The organism is Mycobacterium sp. 20KCMC460, assembly GCF_022179425.1.
GTDB lineage: Bacteria > Actinomycetota > Actinomycetes > Mycobacteriales > Mycobacteriaceae > Mycobacterium > Mycobacterium kiyosense.
In genome coordinates this window covers 5,724,016-5,739,362 of the sequence record NZ_AP025524.1, presented here as the reverse complement: position 1 = coordinate 5,739,362, position 15,347 = coordinate 5,724,016, and the positions used below count along the sequence as shown (strand labels likewise).

The 15,347-nt window shown below is 64.7% G+C and carries 17 protein-coding genes; 11 read left to right on the top strand and 6 right to left on the bottom strand.

What is annotated here, in order from left to right:
• Nucleotide 1 precedes the first annotated feature (1 nt).
• Genes MKCMC460_RS26375 through MKCMC460_RS26350 form a run of 6 tightly spaced genes read left to right on the top strand, consistent with a single transcriptional unit; the run spans nt 2 to nt 7,583 of the window.
• Nucleotides 2–1,198 carry an MCE family protein gene (locus MKCMC460_RS26375; RefSeq protein ID WP_236978024.1) on the top strand — a complete coding sequence of 399 codons (1,197 nt, stop codon included), beginning with the start codon at nt 2–4 and terminating at the stop codon, nt 1,196–1,198.
• Complete coding sequence (locus MKCMC460_RS26370) at nt 1,195–2,226, top strand: MCE family protein (protein ID WP_236978022.1); 1,032 nt, start codon at nt 1,195–1,197, stop codon at nt 2,224–2,226. Before MKCMC460_RS26375 ends, MKCMC460_RS26370 begins: the two co-directional genes overlap by 4 nt.
• Entirely contained in the window at nt 2,219–3,301 is a 1,083-nt protein-coding gene (locus MKCMC460_RS26365) for an MCE family protein (protein ID WP_236978021.1), read from the top strand. Before MKCMC460_RS26370 ends, MKCMC460_RS26365 begins: the two co-directional genes overlap by 8 nt.
• A complete protein-coding gene (locus MKCMC460_RS26360) occupies nt 3,298–4,722 on the top strand; it encodes an MCE family protein (protein ID WP_236978020.1) in 1,425 nt (474 codons plus the stop codon). Before MKCMC460_RS26365 ends, MKCMC460_RS26360 begins: the two co-directional genes overlap by 4 nt.
• The gene (locus tag MKCMC460_RS26355) at nt 4,719–5,885 is read left to right on the top strand and encodes an MCE family protein (protein WP_236978019.1); all 1,167 of its coding nucleotides are present in this window, start codon (nt 4,719–4,721) and stop codon (nt 5,883–5,885) included. The genes MKCMC460_RS26360 and MKCMC460_RS26355 overlap by 4 nt, the downstream gene beginning before the upstream one ends.
• Nucleotides 5,886–7,583, top strand: coding sequence for an MCE family protein (locus MKCMC460_RS26350; protein WP_236978018.1), 1,698 nt, complete (start codon nt 5,886–5,888; stop codon nt 7,581–7,583). It begins immediately after the preceding gene.
• 68 nt (nt 7,584–7,651) lie between these two features.
• Here MKCMC460_RS26350 and MKCMC460_RS26345 read toward each other — a convergent pair whose 3' ends face one another.
• The 3 genes from MKCMC460_RS26345 to MKCMC460_RS26335 all read right to left on the bottom strand — a co-directional run bounded on the left by MKCMC460_RS26345 (nt 7,652) and on the right by MKCMC460_RS26335 (nt 9,558).
• Nucleotides 7,652–8,173 (bottom strand): hypothetical protein, encoded by a 522-nt coding sequence (locus MKCMC460_RS26345; RefSeq protein WP_236984427.1) that lies wholly within the window; start codon nt 8,171–8,173, stop codon nt 7,652–7,654.
• An 84-nt stretch (nt 8,174–8,257) separates the two neighbouring features.
• Nucleotides 8,258–8,824, bottom strand: coding sequence for a twin-arginine translocation pathway signal (locus tag MKCMC460_RS26340; protein WP_236978017.1), 567 nt, complete (start codon nt 8,822–8,824; stop codon nt 8,258–8,260).
• Complete coding sequence (locus MKCMC460_RS26335; protein WP_236978016.1) at nt 8,821–9,558, bottom strand: hypothetical protein; 738 nt, start codon at nt 9,556–9,558, stop codon at nt 8,821–8,823. Before MKCMC460_RS26335 ends, MKCMC460_RS26340 begins: the two co-directional genes overlap by 4 nt.
• A 167-nt stretch (nt 9,559–9,725) precedes the next feature.
• Here MKCMC460_RS26335 and MKCMC460_RS26330 point away from each other — a divergent pair, with 167 nt between their 5' ends.
• Nucleotides 9,726–10,130, top strand: a complete 405-nt coding sequence (locus MKCMC460_RS26330) for a hypothetical protein (RefSeq protein WP_236978015.1) — start codon at nt 9,726–9,728, stop codon at nt 10,128–10,130.
• A gap of 126 nt (nt 10,131–10,256) precedes the next feature.
• Here MKCMC460_RS26330 and MKCMC460_RS26325 read toward each other — a convergent pair whose 3' ends face one another.
• Complete coding sequence (locus MKCMC460_RS26325; protein WP_236978014.1) at nt 10,257–10,538, bottom strand: hypothetical protein; 282 nt, start codon at nt 10,536–10,538, stop codon at nt 10,257–10,259.
• Nucleotides 10,539–10,584: 46 nt separating this feature from the next.
• Nucleotides 10,585–11,163 carry a TetR/AcrR family transcriptional regulator gene (locus tag MKCMC460_RS26320; RefSeq protein WP_236978012.1) on the bottom strand — a complete coding sequence of 193 codons (579 nt, stop codon included), beginning with the start codon at nt 11,161–11,163 and terminating at the stop codon, nt 10,585–10,587.
• A 107-nt stretch (nt 11,164–11,270) separates the two neighbouring features.
• On the opposite strand from MKCMC460_RS26320, the gene MKCMC460_RS26315 reads away from it, so the two are divergent.
• From MKCMC460_RS26315 to MKCMC460_RS26300, 4 genes are read left to right on the top strand one after another with little or no spacing between them, the layout of a single operon-like run.
• On the top strand, nt 11,271–12,059 hold the full coding sequence (locus MKCMC460_RS26315) for a hypothetical protein (RefSeq protein ID WP_236978011.1): 789 nt from the start codon (nt 11,271–11,273) through the stop codon (nt 12,057–12,059).
• A complete protein-coding gene (locus MKCMC460_RS26310; RefSeq protein WP_236978010.1) occupies nt 12,056–12,886 on the top strand; it encodes a hypothetical protein in 831 nt (276 codons plus the stop codon). Before MKCMC460_RS26315 ends, MKCMC460_RS26310 begins: the two co-directional genes overlap by 4 nt.
• Nucleotides 12,883–13,470, top strand: coding sequence for a cytochrome c oxidase subunit 3 family protein (locus MKCMC460_RS26305; RefSeq protein ID WP_236978009.1), 588 nt, complete (start codon nt 12,883–12,885; stop codon nt 13,468–13,470). Before MKCMC460_RS26310 ends, MKCMC460_RS26305 begins: the two co-directional genes overlap by 4 nt.
• A gap of 3 nt (nt 13,471–13,473) precedes the next feature.
• Nucleotides 13,474–13,755: a cytochrome C oxidase subunit IV family protein gene (locus MKCMC460_RS26300; protein WP_236978008.1), complete on the top strand. Its 282-nt coding sequence runs from the start codon at nt 13,474–13,476 to the stop codon at nt 13,753–13,755.
• Between the two features lie 113 nt (nt 13,756–13,868).
• Here the strand turns inward: MKCMC460_RS26300 and MKCMC460_RS26295 are convergent, their stop codons facing one another.
• Nucleotides 13,869–15,140 (bottom strand): cytochrome P450, encoded by a 1,272-nt coding sequence (locus tag MKCMC460_RS26295; RefSeq protein WP_236978007.1) that lies wholly within the window; start codon nt 15,138–15,140, stop codon nt 13,869–13,871.
• Nucleotides 15,141–15,347 lie beyond the last annotated feature (207 nt).

Below are 15,347 nucleotides of genomic sequence, written 5' to 3'. Positions count from 1 at the left end.
GATGGTGCAGGAAACACGCGCATATCTACGCCCGCTGACGGGCCTGGCGACCATCCTTGTGATCCTGGCGATCGTCGCCGTCGCAGTGGGCTTGTTCCGTAGCGATTTCACCGAGAGCGTGCCCGTCACCGTGGTGTCGCCGCGGGCCGGCCTGGTAATGAACCCGGACGCCAAGGTGAAGATGCGCGGCGTGGTGGTGGGCAAGGTCGAATCGATCGAGGAGCGCCCGAACGGGGAAGCTGTTCTGCACCTGGCGATGCAGCCGTCGCAGATGCATCTGATTCCGCACAATGTGCTCGTCGACATCGCGTCCACCACGGTGTTCGGCGCCAAGTTCGTCGAACTGATGGCACCCGACCAACCGTCGCAGCAGAGCCTGCAACCCCACCAGGTGCTGCAGGGCAAGAACGTGACGGTGGAGATCAACACGGTCTTCCAGCAGCTCACCTCACTGCTGTCGAACATCGATCCCGCCAAACTCAACGAGACTCTCGGCGCCATCGCGTCGGCGATGAACGGCCGTGGTCACAAGATCGGCCAGGCGCTGGCCGACCTGGATGCCTTTCTGGCGAGCCAGGATCCGGCCCTGCCCGCGTTCAGTCACGACCTTTCCGTGCTGCCGGTGGTCAGTGCGGCTTACGCGGACGCGGCGCCCAACTTGATCGGTGCGGCCGACAACACGATCCGGATCAGCAAGTCGATCGTGGAAGAACAACAGAACCTGGACGCGTTCCTGATCAGTTCCATCGGGTTGGCCGACATCGGCAACGAGGTGGTCGGTGGAAACCGGCAGGGACTCACCGATACCCTGCACCTGTTGCTGCCCACCACCAACCTCACCAACGAGTACCACGAAGCGCTCTGGTGCGGTCTGTCCGGATCGCTGGTCAACCTGCACGCACCCAACCTGCCCGAGCCGATGATCAAAGTGCTGGTTTATCTCGGTTTCGGCGCCGAGCGCTACCGCTACCCGAGCAACCTGCCCAAGGTCGCCGCCACCGGCGGGCCGCAATGCTACGACCTGCCGGTGGTGCCGTTCGACAAGGCGCCGCCCTTCGTGGTTGCCGACGTCGGCGCGAACCCCCAGGAGTACGGAAACCCGCAGTTGCTGCTCAACTCTGACGGGCTCAAGCAGTTGCTGTACGGTCCGATCGACGGACCGCCACGCAACTCCTTCCAGGTAGGACAACCCGGATGACCGGCTCACGCGGAATGATCATCAAGTTCGGCGCCTTCGCGCTGATCATGATACTGCTCACCATTTCGTTGTTCTTCATCTTCGGGCAGTACCAAACCGGTTCCACCACAGAGTATTCCGCGCTGTTCACCGACGTGTCGCGCCTCAAGGAGGGGCAGACGGTGCGGGTCGCGGGCGTCCGGGTGGGCACGGTGAACAGCGTCGAATTGCGGTCGGACAAAAAGGTTCTGGTGAAATTCGACGCCAACCGCAGCGTCGTGCTCACCAACGGCAGCCGGGCCGTGATCCGTTACCTCAACCTGGTCGGCGACCGATACCTGGAACTGCTCGACGGTCCCGGATCCACCAGCCCACTGCCCGCCGGCGCGCAGATCCCCATCGACCGCACCGCACCGGCCCTTGACCTCGATCTGCTGCTGGGCGGGCTGAAGCCGGTCACCAAAGGCCTCAAGGCCGAAGACGTCAACGCGCTCAGCGCGGCGCTCCTCGAGGTCTTCCAGGGCGAAGGCGGCACCTTGCAGTCGTTGCTGTCCCGAACGTCGTCGTTCTCGAACACGCTGGCCGACAACGGTGAAACCGTGCAGGCATTGATCGACAACCTCAACACCGTGGTGGGCACCGTGAATGCGGAGGGCACGAAGTTCTCCGGTGCGATCGATCGGCTGGAACGGCTGATCAGCGGGCTGGCGTCGGACCGGGATACCATCGGCGCGGCCATCACCGCCCTGGACAACGGCACCGCCTCGATCGCTGACCTGCTCACCCGGGCCCGCCCGCCGCTGGCCGGCACCGTCGACCAATTGAACCGGCTGGCACCGATTTTGGACAAGGACAAGAACCTCATCGATGTCTCGCTGCACAAGTTGCCGAACAACTACCGCAAGCTGACGAGGCTGGGATCCTACGGCGCCTGGTTCCCCTACTACTTGTGCGGGCTTGCGTTGCGCGTCTCCGACCTGCAGTACCGGACGGTGGAAGTCGGCATCACCCACCAGGTCACCGGGAGGTGCGCGGAACCCGATGCTTAAATACCGCGGGACTCAACTCATTCGGGCCGGATTCATCGGTGTGGTGCTGATCGTGCTGGTGATTGCCGTCGGGTTGTCGCCCGACGCGCTGCTGCAACGGGCGACGACGGTCCGCTATCAGGCGGTGTTCGCCGACGCGGGCGGCCTGGTAACCGGTAACGACGTGACGGTGTCGGGCATCAAAGTGGGCAGCGTTTCGGACATGTCACTCAAAAACGGCGACGTCCTGGTGACGTTCACCGTAAAAGGTGCGGTGCAACTGGGCTCGGCCAGCACCGCGCACATCAAGACCGGTTCGCTGCTCGGACAGCGGGTGCTCACCGTCGACTCCACCGGCAGCGGCACCATGCGCCCCAACGCGGTGATCCCGATATCGCGTACCTCGTCGCCGTATTCGTTGTCCGAGGCGGTGGGCGACCTGGCCACCGACGTCGAGGGCACCGACACCGACTCGCTGAACCGGTCCCTGAACACGCTGTCGACGACGCTGGATCAGATCGCCCCGCAACTGGGTCCGACGTTCGACGGGGTGAGCCGGCTGTCGTCAACCTTGAACGCCCGCAATCAGACTCTGAGCCAGCTGCTCAAGGGCGCCGCGGACGTCACGCACATCCTGTCCGAGCGCAGTCAGCAGGTGAACACGCTGATCCTCAACTCCGACGCACTGCTCTCCATGCTGGTGGAGCGGCGGCAGGCGATCGTGCGGTTGCTGGCCAGCACGTCGGCGGTGGCCAAGCAACTGTCCGGTCTGGTGCACGACAACGAAGCCAAGCTGGCGCCGACGCTGGCGAAGCTCAACTCGGTGACCGCGATGCTGGAAAGCAACCGGGACAACCTCGCCAAGGCGATACCGGGGCTGGCGAAATTCGAACTGACCCAGGGCGAGACGGTGTCCAGCGGGTTCTACTACAACCCGTTCATCCCGAACCTGTTCACGCTGCAGTTCTTCCAGTGGTTGTTCGATTACTCCTTCGGCTTCCGCGCCAACGGCGCGCCAGGGCAGCCGCCGGACAACGCCGGGCCGCGGGCACTGTTCCCGTTCCCCTTCAACCAGAACCCGGGAGGGTCGCGATGACGCGGCTCGAGTCGTTGCTGCGCAACAAGTTCAAGGTCGCGCTGGCCGTCCTGCTGGCCCTGCTGGTGGTCGTGGGCGCAGTGATCGCCGTCCGCAACACGGTGTTCCGGCCGACGAAGATCACCGCCTACTTCCATACCGCCACCGCGATCTATCCCGGCGACGATGTCCGGGTATCGGGCCTGAAAGTGGGCACCATCGAAGCGATCGAGCCGGCGGGAACCCAGGCCAGACTGGTGATGCACGTCGATCACGGGATCTCCATTCCCGCGGACGCCAAAGCGGTGATCGTGGCCCAGAACCTGGTGGCGGCACGCTATGTCCAGCTCACGCCCGCGTATCGGTCCAGTGGCCCCACCATGAAGGACGGCGCGGTGATACCGGTCGAGCGGACCGCGACGCCCGTCGAATGGGACGAGATCAAAGATCAATTGATGAAATTGGCAACGGATTTCGGGCCCAACAGCCAGGTGTCGACGCCGGCGGTGGCACGCTTCATCGATTCGGCGGCCAACGCTCTGGGCGGCAACGGCCAGAAGTTGCGCGATACGCTGGCCCAATTGTCAGCGGTGGCAAGGACTTTCGCCAGCGGCAGCGGTAATTTCGTCGACATCATCAAGAACTTGCAGGCCTTCGTGGGCGCGCTGCGGGACAGCAACGTCCAGCTCGTGCACTTCAACGATCGGCTGGCCACCCTGAGCAGCGTGCTCGACGACAACAAGCCCACCCTCGACGCGGCCCTGACCGACCTGTCCAGCGCGGTCGGCGAAGTCCAGCGATTCATCGCGGGCAGCCGCGAACAGACCGCGGAGCAGATCACCCGGTTGGCTGACCTCACCCAGATTCTCGTCGACAACAAGATGGCCCTGCAGAACGTGCTGCACGTGGCGCCGAACGCAATCGCGAACGCCTACAACGACTATGACCCCGACGTCGGCAACGTCCGCGGTGGGGTCGGCGTGCAGAACCTCAGCAATCCGACGAACGCCTTCTGCTCCCAGATCGGAGCGCTGGAGAACGCCACCTCGGTCGAGACGGGCAAGTTGTGCGGCCTGTACCTGAGCCCGGCGCTAAAGGTGTTCAACCCGTTGACGTTCTTCAACTTCAACTACCTGCCCATCCCGGTGAACCCGATCCTGGCACCGGCTTTCGACCCGAGCAACGTGGTGTACAGCGAGCAGCGATTGGCACCCGGTGGGGCCGGTCCGAAACCGGCAGCACCGGAGTTGCCGCCCGCGGTGTCGGCGTACACCGGACTGCCGGGCGATGTTCCGGAGGCGCCGCCGCCGCCCGGTCCGCCGGCGCGGATCCCTGGCGCCGCGATGCCCGAGCCGCCACCCCCGAGCGTGCCGCAGGAGCCGCCGCCCGCCCCGGCGAGTGTGCCGGAGTTGCTGCTGCCGGCAGAAAGGCCGCAGCCATGACCGTGCGGCGTGGTATTCGACGACTGATGGGCGTGGCCGCCTGCGTGATGCTCACCACGTCCGGGTGTGCGTTCAGCGGCCTGAACTCGCTGCCGTTGCCCGGCGCGGTCGGGCGCGGCCCGGGTTCCACCGACTATCACGTCGAAATCGCCAATGTCGGTACGCTGGAAGCGAATTCGCCGGTGATGATCAACGACGTCATCGTCGGCAGCATCCGGAGCATGTCGGTGCGGGGTTGGCACGCCAACGTCGATATCTCGGTCCAGCCCGGTGTGGTGATCCCGGCCAATGCGGTGGCCAGCGTCGGGCAGACCAGCCTGCTGGGATCGATGCACCTGGCCCTGAACACCCCGCTGGGCCAGGAGCCGAAAGGCAAGCTGCAGCCGGGTGCCACGATCCCGCTGGACCGCACGTCGACGTATCCGTCGACTGAGCAGACGCTGTCTTCGCTGTCGGTGGTGCTCAACGCCGGCGGGTTGGGGCAGATCGGCGACATCATCAACAACTTCAACGCGGCACTGTCCGGACACCCGAAAGAGATCCGCGATCTGCTGCATCGGCTGGACAAATTCGTTGGCACGTTCGACGCCCAGCGCGAAAACCTCGTCGCCTCGATCCAGTCGCTGAACCGGTTGTCCAACACACTTGCCGGTCAGCGTGACGTGATCACGCAGGCGCTCAACAAGATTCCGCCGGCACTCGACGTACTGATCAGGGAGCGGCCCCGGCTCACCAGCGCGCTGAACAAGCTCGGTACGTTCGGCGACACGGCCACCCGGCTGGTCAACGACGCGGGTTCCGACTTGGTCAACAACCTGAAGAACCTCGAGCCGACCATCAAGGCCCTGGCCGACGTGGGCCCGGACCTCGACGCCGCCATCTCGTATGCACCGACGTTCCCGTTCACCCAGGGCTTCATCGACCGCTATGTGCGCGGCGACTACGTCAACGGGTACTTCATCATCGACCTGACGAATTCCGGTCTGCGCAAGAGCATCCTGCGCGGCACCCACTGGGAACGGCTGGGCGCGGAGGGTGTGCCGGCGCCCGGCGACCCGGAGCATCTGCAGTTCCGCTACGGGGCACCGCCGGGAACACCGGGGTCGTTCGCGCCGCCGCCAGGGCTGCCGGCCGCGGTCGCACCGGCGGAGGGGACTGGCTAGATGCTGACTCGCTTCATCCGAATCCAGCTGGCGATCTTCACCATCGTCGGGATCGTCGGGATTTTCGTGATGGTCGTCTACTACATCCAGGCACCGACGCTGCTCGGGATCGGCAAGATGACCGTCACCCTCGAACTGCCCGAGGCCGGCGGCCTCTACCGGTTCAGCAACGTGACCTACCGCGGGGTGCAGATCGGCAAGGTGACTGCGGTCGAGCTGACCGGGCACGGCGCGAAAGCCAAAATGCGCCTTGACACTTCGCCGAAGATCCCGGCGAGTCTGGATGCCGAGGTGCGCAGCATCTCGGCGGTGGGTGAGCAGTACGTGGACCTGCGGCCGCGCACCGACTCGCCGCCGTACCTGCACAACGGCTCGGTGATCGCGGTCAAAGACACCAAGGTCCCCCAGCCGATCGGGCCGGTACTCGACCAGACCAGCGCCCTGATCAACAGCATCCCCAAGGGCAAGATCAGTCAGTTGCTCGACGAGTCGTTCAAGGCGTTCAACGGTGCCAGTTACGATTTCGGGTCATTGTTCGACTCGGCGACGCAGATTTCCGGAGACCTCAACGGTGTTTCCGAGCAGACGCGCCGGCTGACCGAGGACACCGGGCCACTGCTGGACAGTCAGGCGCAGACCGCCGGCGACATCCGGACGTGGGCGCGCAGTCTGGCCGGAGTCACCGGGCAGCTGGCGACCAACGACCCGCAGATCCGCAACGTGCTGGACAACGGACCGGGAGCCTTCAACGAGGCGTCGAAGTTGCTCGACCAGATCAAGCCGACATTGCCGGTGCTGCTGGCCAACCTCACCACGATCGGGCAGATCGGTGTCACCTATCACGCGTCGCTCGAGCAGGTCCTGGTGCTGTTGCCGCCGTTCACCGCGGCGATCCAGTCGTTCCTGGGCACCAAGAGCCCGACCGGATTGGCAACGGGCGCTTTCAATCTCATCATCAGCGACCCGCCCGCCTGCACTGTCGGCTTCCTGCCGCCGAGTCAATGGCGGTCGCCGTCGGACACCACCACCATCGACACCCCGGACGGGTTGTACTGCAAACTGCCCCAGGATTCACCCATCGGGGTGCGCGGCGCCCGCAACTACCCGTGCATGGGGCACCCCGGCAAGCGGGCACCCACCGTCGAAATCTGTGACAGCGACCAGCCTTTCCAGCCGCTGGCGATGAGGCAGCATGCCTTCGGTACCTACCCGCTGGACCCGAACCTGTTGTCGCAGGGGATTCCGCCCGATGACCGGGTCAACTGGAACCGCGAACGGATCTTCGGGCCGGTGGACGGCACCCCGATGCCGCCGGGGGCACCGCCTGCGCCCGGCCAACCGGCGCCGCTACCGCCAGGGTTGGGGCCGCCGGTCGGATCGCAGTTGCCACCCGATCTGCCGCCGCCGGCGCAGCTGAGTCCGATGGGGGCGGTATCGCCCCTCGCACCACTCGATGGTCCGGCTGCGGCGGCACCGCCCGCACCGGCCGCCGCACCGGCTGGGGCTCCCGCCGCGGCGCCAAGTGCGTTTGAACACAACGGATTACCATCGGGTGCGCCGACGGGACCCTCCGTTGCGGTGGCTCAGTACAGTCCGGAGACCGGGAGTTACGTCACCCCGGACGGGCACGTCTTCCGCCAGACGGACCTGGTACCCACAAAGACGCCGAAGACGTGGAAGGACATGTTCCCCATCTGAGCGGGTTTTCGGCATGCGGGCCCGTAGGGCGTCGGCGCGGCGGTTGGGCGTCGGCCGGCCAGACTGGCTCAGCCTATTTTGTCCAGGCGGAACGGCTGCTCGATATACAGGGGGGCGTTCACGCCGCAGGCACCGCTCACCGAAGTGGTGTGTTCCCGGCCCGCCAGGACCGGTGACCCGAGCACGTTCTGACCGGTCACCGGGTCGGCGGGATAGAAGTAAAAACTGTCGTGACCAACCCAGGTGGTGCCGTCTTCGCAGGTCTGCCAATTGGGGATATCGCGCTTGAGGTACCAGTTGGATCCGTCGTGCATGACCAGCGGCGCCGACCAGCCCTGGTCGCTGACCACCTGACCCGTGCAGTCCTGGGCGGTCTCGCACGACGTGGTGATGGTCCAGGTACTGCGCACCACCGGCTCGTCGTGATACACGGTCCGAGTCCGGGCCCAGTCGCCGATCTGGGTGGCGGTGTAGGTCCCGTTGATGGCCGGGTTATAGGCCGCCGCCGGAGCGGCTGTCAGCAAGCCGCCGACCAGACTCGCGGCAACCAGTGCGGTCAGGGGTGCGGTCACCTCTTTTGTCGAACGCATCATCCGTCACTCCTCGACGCGCTGCTTATGGACCTACTGATAGACAGACGTCAAATCCCGGCTCTGCAGAAATAATTAGTACGCTCATACGCCTTCGAATTTCTCGATAAGCCACGAACTGTTGACCTTTTTCAACGTTACCCGAAGGCTGTTGGATGTCACTACGGGTTCCGGCTTTTCCTTGCTCGCTGTTTTCTGTCTGATGAAAACAAGTACGACAGCCGAATTAGCGTTGAGTTCGGCGACCGCGGCCTTGACGACGGTGGCGGTGGTGGTGATCCGGGCCCGCTGCGTCGACGGGCCCACGATCTGATCGGCGAATTGCTGATAGTAGGTCAGATAATCCTCGGTGACCCGGGATTTCGCGTTCGCCAGGTCGCGACCGAGTGTTTCCGGCGAGTAGGACAGCAACGCCACGGCACCTTCGCTGGCAGCCTTGATCACCTGGCGTGTCACCGCGCGGTCGGTCTGCTGGTCCGGGCGGTAGACGGAAAAGTAGTAGCCGACGGCGTACCCGGCCGTGGAAATGACCACAACGGTCAAGAGAATGGCACGCCAATGCGCCAAACAATTGCGTGCCCCGCGCGCAAGGAGGTGGACCGGGCGGCGGCGACCGGCCGACTGCTGACTGGGCTGCTCGACAACCGTCATGGAACGAACTCGACTTTGGCCACCTTGAGCCGGCCACCGTCTCGTTCGACGTTGACCACAAGCCGCCACATCCGGATTTCGGGTTTGTCTTTGTCGGGTTTGGTGAGTTCGGATTTCGCGGCTACCAGCACCACCGCCGAATTTTCGGTCATCGACTGCACGCCGACGGCTTGGATGGTGGCCTTCGCCGTGATCTTCGACTGCTCGAGCGCCTTGACCATGTCCTCGGCGCCCATCAGGACGCCGGCCTTGAATTGTCCGGTGGTTTCGTCGGCGAACCGTTGCATGTCATCGCGCGCTCTGTTGCCGTCGATCGACATCATCGTCAGGACGGCGTTGCGGGCCGCCGCGGCGAATTCCTTGGCGCGCTGACGTTGCTGCTCGGCTTGGTGGTGGTCCCAGACCAGATAGCCGCTGCCCGCCAGCGCGGCGCAGCTGATCAGTAGCGCAGCGACGACGGCTCGGCCTTTGCGTCCCAGCTGAGGCAGCCTGCGGCGGCTGCGCGGCGCCCGGACCGCTTGATCGGCGCGTGTTTCCCCCGCCGCGGCGGCCTCGGCCTGCTCGCGCAAGGCGGTCGCTCTGGCGCGAGCGGACTCGGCGCGTGCTTCGATCGCCGCGAGATCGTCGTGGTGGGTCGTCGAAGTCGGCGCCGGGTCCGAGGCCGCTTCGGTGAGGACAACCGCCCGCGGATTATCGGCGTCGAACGCCTCGTCGGAAAGCTCGCGCGGCGGCATGGATCACCTCCTCGCCCGCAACTATCGAGAGGGCCACATTATCATTGCCGGGACTGCCCGCCCGGTTCCGGTGGTGTTCGATGCATGCGCTCTCCGATAGGGAGAATTTTCTTACCAGCTATGGCCAAGGTAATGAATTTTCCGGACGGCTGTGGCAAATTTAGTTGGTGCGATTCATCGTGGGAGCGGTCGCCGCAGCGCTGAGTGTCGGTGTGCTGGGGGCCCCGCCGGCCGCCGCCGATCCGGCCAGCTGTGACTATCCAGACTGCACGCCGGGCATCGCCGGTCACATGGTGCTCGGCGCCCCGTGTGACAACACCACCTACTACGTATTCGGCACCGCCGACTATTACGTGTCGTTCGCGACCGAACCGGGCCGGCTGATGTTCTGCGGTTCGCCGCGCAGGTACGAGCCGCGCTGGTTCCGCTCGCCACCGATGGTGGGCGTCAAGGTGGAGAACTCGCCGTGCAATGAGTATCCGTCGTACTACGTCGCACAGGCGCCGGACGGCTTGTTCCTGGTTTGCAATCCGCATGACGGGACGCAGCGCTGGGAACGCGGCGACACCTGAGCCCTGCGCTTTGTTTTTCGCGCCAGCGTCCTCAAATGTGCGGTCACCGGCCGGGTTTACCGGCATTTTGCGGACTTTCACCCTCGGGGTGAACAGCGGACACCCCAAGGCCGAGCGGCTAGGAGACTAGGGCCGGTTGTTCGGAATGTTGGGCAGGTCCTGGAATGGGCTGGGCCCGAAGTAATCCCGGTTATGGATGGTTCCGTCCATATCGCGGTGGTGCGCGTCGTGGCAGGTGGACGGATCGAAGTTCGGCCCCCAGGCCGGGTCGAAGGGCAGGCCCGGACACCAGTGATATCCCACGAACGGCCAGGGTGGGTCGTCGGCCGCGGCGGTGGTATTACTTGCCAATCCGAAGCCACTGCTGACCACCAATGCCGCGGCGGCCAGACGCCGAACTGTGTTCATACCAAGCACGGTATCCGAGCGACCGCTCGATGAAAACGAAACCCGGCTAGTCCGCATCGAAGAGCCGCCGGGTGATTCGCAGCAGTTGAGCACGCAACGCGGCGTCGTCGACATCGGCGACCAGAGGATGCATCACCCCGACCGCGATGGCGCCCGAGAGCATCGCCGCAGTGACCCGCGCGTCCTCGGTGCTGTCGCCGACCAGCACCCCGTAGAGCCGGGAGATGAACTGCTGGAACTGTTCCTGCTCGGCGAGCAGTCGCACCACGACCGGATCGAACTGCAGGGTGCTGGCCGCGCCGCGACGTTCGACCGCCAGGTCGATGACCCGATCCAGCAGCACCTCGCGCGCCCGAGACCCCTGCTGGTGTTCCTCGGCGGCTTCCAAAGCCTGCTCGAGACCGCCGAGTTCGCGTTCGGTGAGTGCGACGACGATCTGTTCTTTGGTCTTGAACTGGTGGTAGACCGCGGCTTTCGTCACCCCGACGGCGTCGGCGATCATCTGCAGCGAGGTTCCACCGACCCCGTGTTCGGCGATCAGTTGCAACGCGGCGTCCAGGATCCGCGTCTGCGCGGCGCTGCGCGTGATGAAACGGAACTGGCTCCGCGACTCCGTATCGACCACACGTGCAGCCTAGCCGACCGGCTATTGACCCGAAATAGCCGATCGGCTAGTTTCGTTGGCTGAGCCGACCGTAGCCGCACGATGTCGTGCGCGGGAAGGAGTCGTCTATGACCGCGATCGGCGCACACCAAGATCCGGCACCTCCACGAATTCGCTTGCGACGTAACGATGGTGAGCTCATCCTGCTCTGGACGTTGCCCGTCACGGTGGTGATCTGGATCGCCGCCTTCGTGCTGTTTCCCGGCTTCAACCCGCCGATGTCGCCGACGATGTCGGCGGAGCAGGTCGCGGCGTTCTATCGCGATCCGGCGCATCTCCCGGAGATCCGGTACAGCATGATCGTCTTCAACTGGTTCGGCGTGTGCCTCGTTCCGATCCTGACGCTGATCGTGCTGCAGATCCGGAGGATGGCCCATCGCACGCCGATCTTCTCCTACGCGATGCTGGGCTGCGTAGCCGGCGGCCCCAGCCTTTTCCTCGTCGCCAACGTCTGCTGGCTGCTGGCCGCGTTCCGGCCCGAGCGCAGCCCGGAGTTGACGCAACTGCTCAACGACTTCGCCTGGATCACCTTCACCATGTTGGTGCCATTTCTGATCGGGCAATGCGTAATCCTGGCCCTGGCAATCTATTTCGACGACAACTCGCGGCCGATATTCCCGCGCTGGGTTGCCGTCTTCAACCTGCTGGTTGCCGCGGCGCTGGTACCGGCGACCTTCGTCGGGCTGTCATTGTCCGGCCCATTGGCGTGGGACGGCGTGCTGTCGTTCTGGTTGAAGAACATCGCGATCGGCGTCTGGGTCGTCGTGATGGGCGTCGTGCTGCGCGCGGCGGTGTATCGGGAACGCGCCGATATCGCAAGGCGCAGTGCGGAGCTGGACGGCCCACGAGCACCGTGACGACCCCGCCCGGGCCGGGTGGCAACCTCGAGACAGCGCCACCGTCCGGTCCGTTGCATCGCCGGATTGCCTGGCATGCGCGGCATAATCCCAAGCGCGAGTTGTGGTTTGCGTGGGGCGCACTTGTCCTCTTCTACAACCTTTTCTTTCCGATGGTCTTCGTGGTGGCCCAGGTTCAGCCTCCCCCGCAACCCACCTGGGACCTCGCGACGCAGGTCCACTGGTTCAGCGAACGTCACCTCGGCATTCCGATCGGCTTGGGCGTCATCTTCGCGATCACCGGCATGACCGCCGTCAACAATGCCCTCATCGCGTACTCGATGCGACGCATGTCGGTGAGCCCGGCGTTCGGGTATTCGTATCTGATCATCTACTCGCTCAGCGCGCTGCCGGGCTTGCTGCTGCTCTGCATCGCGCTGATCGTCGGAACGCTGCGCCCGCAACGCGATCCCAAAGTGCTGGGCTGGCTCTACGACTTCGCCTTCTTGTCGTTCGACGGCACCATGGGAGTATTCCTGATCGGCTCGCTGATCTGGATGGTCGCGATTCTGATCGACAAGAACCGGGTGTTCCCCAAATGGTTCGGCTATCTCAACCTCTGCAACGCGCTCACCGAGGTCGTCGTGGCTCCCTGCTGGATCTTCGGGCGGGGCGTGCTGGCCTGGAACGGCCAGATCGCATGGTGGCTGGACATGGTCGTATTCGGTATCTACCAAGTCACTTTCGTCGTCATGCTCTTCAAGATGATTCGACGGGAGGACTTCGGAACCGGTCCGCTGCCTGACCCGCCCCGCAGACAGCGGACGAGATGGGCGAGCGCGTCATGACCGACCACGCCGAGAAGAAGCAGCGTGCACCATTCGTACCGGGCCAGCCGGACATGTGGGCCTTCGTGTTGTTCGAGACACTGGTCTTCACCGGCTATTTCGGCTTCTACCTGTTCTATCGCACCCGAAGTCCCGAGCTGTTCCTGCACTCCCAAGCGCACCTGGACTTGCGAATCGGCGTGTCCAACACTCTCGTCCTGCTGCTGAGTTCGTGGTCGGTGGCACGCTGCGTGCAATCCGCTCGGGCCGGCGCCTACCGGACCGCACTGCGGGACGTCTACCTCACCGCCGCTTTCGCGACAGTCTTTCTGGTGTTCAAGCTGTTCGAGTGGGTCCGGTTGGTGCGCACCGGAAACGGGTTCGAGAGCAACGACTTCTTCACCTACTACTTCTTTCTCACCGGTATCCACTTCGTCCATCTGATGATCGGCTTCGTGGTCCTCGGTGTGATCGTCTACCGCCTCCGGAGTCCGGCGCGGCAGTCCCGGGAATCTCAGGTGCTGGTCGAAACCTGCGCAACCTATTGGCACACAGTCGATTTCCTGTGGGTAATGATCTTCGCGCTGCTGTACGTGGTGAGATGAGGGATGAAGTTGAACAAACGGCTTCTTCTCGTGTGGGTGGTACTGGCCTTGCTCACGCTGGGCTATCTGTTAATAGACCACTCCGCCGGTGACTCGGCGAGAGCCAACGCCGTCATCACCTCAAGTGTCATCGTGATCGCACTCCTGAAGGTGCGCATCATCTTTCGCGAGTTTATGGAGGTCCGGGAAGCCCCGGCGGCGCTGCGCCGGCTGACCGACGCCTGGGTGGTGCTGATCGGCGTGGCCATGTTCAGCTGCTACTTCGTGGGCCTGGCCCTGCACTGACGCCGCACTGACGCCGAGCGTCACGCCAGGGTGACGCTGCGCGTCGACCGTTGCGCTGGCGTGACGCTCGGCGCGAAGAGCAGACGCTCGGCGCGAAGAGCAGGGGGCAACAGCTACTGCGGCGTGAACGTGAGGTGCAACTGGTTCAACCCGCGCAGGATGTAGGTCGGCTCGTACACCCAGCGGCGAGCGCCCGCCGGCCCGTGCTCGGCCTCGTCGACGGCGATGTCGGCCATCCGATCCAGGATCCGTTCGATCGAGACGCGGCCCTCCACCCGGGCAAGCGGTCCGCCGGGACAGGAGTGCACGCCGCGCGCGAAAGCCATGTGCTCGCGCACGTTCTTACGGTCGAGACGGAATTCGTGTGGATTCTCGAACCGGCGCGGGTCACGGTTGGCCGCCCCGGGCAGCACCATCACGACGGTGCCGGCCGGAATGTCCACCCCGCCAACCTGAGTGGATCGGCGGGCCAGCCGCGAGTCGCTCTTGACCGGGCTCTCCATCCGCAGCGACTCTTCGATGAAGCCCGGGATCAGGCTGCGGTCGTCGCGCAGCTGCTGCTGGATGTCGGGCCGGTCGCCGATCACCTGCAGCGCGGCGCTGAGCAGCTTGGCCGTGGTCTCCTGTCCGGCGGCGAACAGGAAGGTGGCCGAGCGGACTACGTCGATCACCTCAGGCGTCGACCCATCCGGGTACTTCGCGGTGGCCAGTGCGGTCAACACGTCGTCGCGCGGATGTGCGCGCCGGTCCTCGATGTAGGCGGAGAACTTGTCGTCGAGCCACTCCAATGGGTTGACGCCCACCGATTCGTGATCCAGGGCTCCGACCCGGCCGGGTCGGTCGGCGCCCAGCACCACCCGGAACTCCTTGTGGTCCTCCTCGGGGACGCCGAGCAGGTCGGCAATCACCAACGTGGCGAACGGCTTTGAGTATTCGCCGATGAACTCGCACTTGCCGTTGACGAGGAACTCGTCGAGCTGCTGGTCGGCCAGCCGCCACATGAACTCTTCGTTCTGCTTGAGTCGGCTGGGCGTCAGCAGCCGGCTCAGGATCGAGCGTGCCCGGCTGTGGTCGGGCGGGTCCATGGTGACCATGTGCTCGAACATCGGGAAACTCTCCCGATGCTCGTCGATCTGTGCGTTGATGTCGTCGCCCTCGGGCTGGAACGGCAGCGGCGGGAAGGGGCCGCCCAGCGCGACGCAGTTGGAGAAGGAATCGGTGTCCTTATAGACCGCGGTGGCCTCCTCATACCCGGTGACGGCGACGACGCCGTAGTGGGGGAGCCGCAACACGGGGTGCTGGCCGCGCAGGTAGTCGAAATACTCGTAGGGGTCGGGGATCAGCGACGGATCGGTGAAGAAGTCGATGGTGTCGTAGTCGCTCATGTCGTGCATGCCCTCCCGAAGCTGGCTGTTACCGAGTGAATGTGGCGGCGGCGTGAGCTGGTGCCGCCCGGATCAGATGCTGTGCTGAGCACCTGCTTAGCATGGCGGTATTGTCGTGGTCAAGGTCACACGGCCGGTGCGGCCGGACGTACTGGCTAGGATCTTCGAGAGCGTCGGGACCGTACGGGGAGCGCAGAGAGGACGAGG

What these genes read in the sequence shown, in the direction of transcription:
- MKCMC460_RS26375 (WP_236978024.1), top strand. Translation starts at nt 2, where the DNA reads ATGGTGCAGGAAACACGCGCATATCTACGCCCGCTGACGGGCCTGGCG.
- MKCMC460_RS26370 (WP_236978022.1), top strand. Translation starts at nt 1,195, where the DNA reads ATGACCGGCTCACGCGGAATGATCATCAAGTTCGGCGCCTTCGCGCTG.
- MKCMC460_RS26365 (WP_236978021.1), top strand. Translation starts at nt 2,219, where the DNA reads ATGCTTAAATACCGCGGGACTCAACTCATTCGGGCCGGATTCATCGGT.
- MKCMC460_RS26360 (WP_236978020.1), top strand. Translation starts at nt 3,298, where the DNA reads ATGACGCGGCTCGAGTCGTTGCTGCGCAACAAGTTCAAGGTCGCGCTG.
- MKCMC460_RS26355 (WP_236978019.1), top strand. Translation starts at nt 4,719, where the DNA reads ATGACCGTGCGGCGTGGTATTCGACGACTGATGGGCGTGGCCGCCTGC.
- MKCMC460_RS26350 (WP_236978018.1), top strand. Translation starts at nt 5,886, where the DNA reads ATGCTGACTCGCTTCATCCGAATCCAGCTGGCGATCTTCACCATCGTC.
- MKCMC460_RS26345 (WP_236984427.1), bottom strand. Translation starts at nt 8,173, where the DNA reads ATGCGTTCGACAAAAGAGGTGACCGCACCCCTGACCGCACTGGTTGCC.
- MKCMC460_RS26340 (WP_236978017.1), bottom strand. Translation starts at nt 8,824, where the DNA reads ATGACGGTTGTCGAGCAGCCCAGTCAGCAGTCGGCCGGTCGCCGCCGC.
- MKCMC460_RS26335 (WP_236978016.1), bottom strand. Translation starts at nt 9,558, where the DNA reads ATGCCGCCGCGCGAGCTTTCCGACGAGGCGTTCGACGCCGATAATCCG.
- MKCMC460_RS26325 (WP_236978014.1), bottom strand. Translation starts at nt 10,538, where the DNA reads ATGAACACAGTTCGGCGTCTGGCCGCCGCGGCATTGGTGGTCAGCAGT.
- MKCMC460_RS26315 (WP_236978011.1), top strand. Translation starts at nt 11,271, where the DNA reads ATGACCGCGATCGGCGCACACCAAGATCCGGCACCTCCACGAATTCGC.
- MKCMC460_RS26305 (WP_236978009.1), top strand. Translation starts at nt 12,883, where the DNA reads ATGACCGACCACGCCGAGAAGAAGCAGCGTGCACCATTCGTACCGGGC.
- MKCMC460_RS26300 (WP_236978008.1), top strand. Translation starts at nt 13,474, where the DNA reads ATGAAGTTGAACAAACGGCTTCTTCTCGTGTGGGTGGTACTGGCCTTG.
- MKCMC460_RS26295 (WP_236978007.1), bottom strand. Translation starts at nt 15,140, where the DNA reads ATGAGCGACTACGACACCATCGACTTCTTCACCGATCCGTCGCTGATC.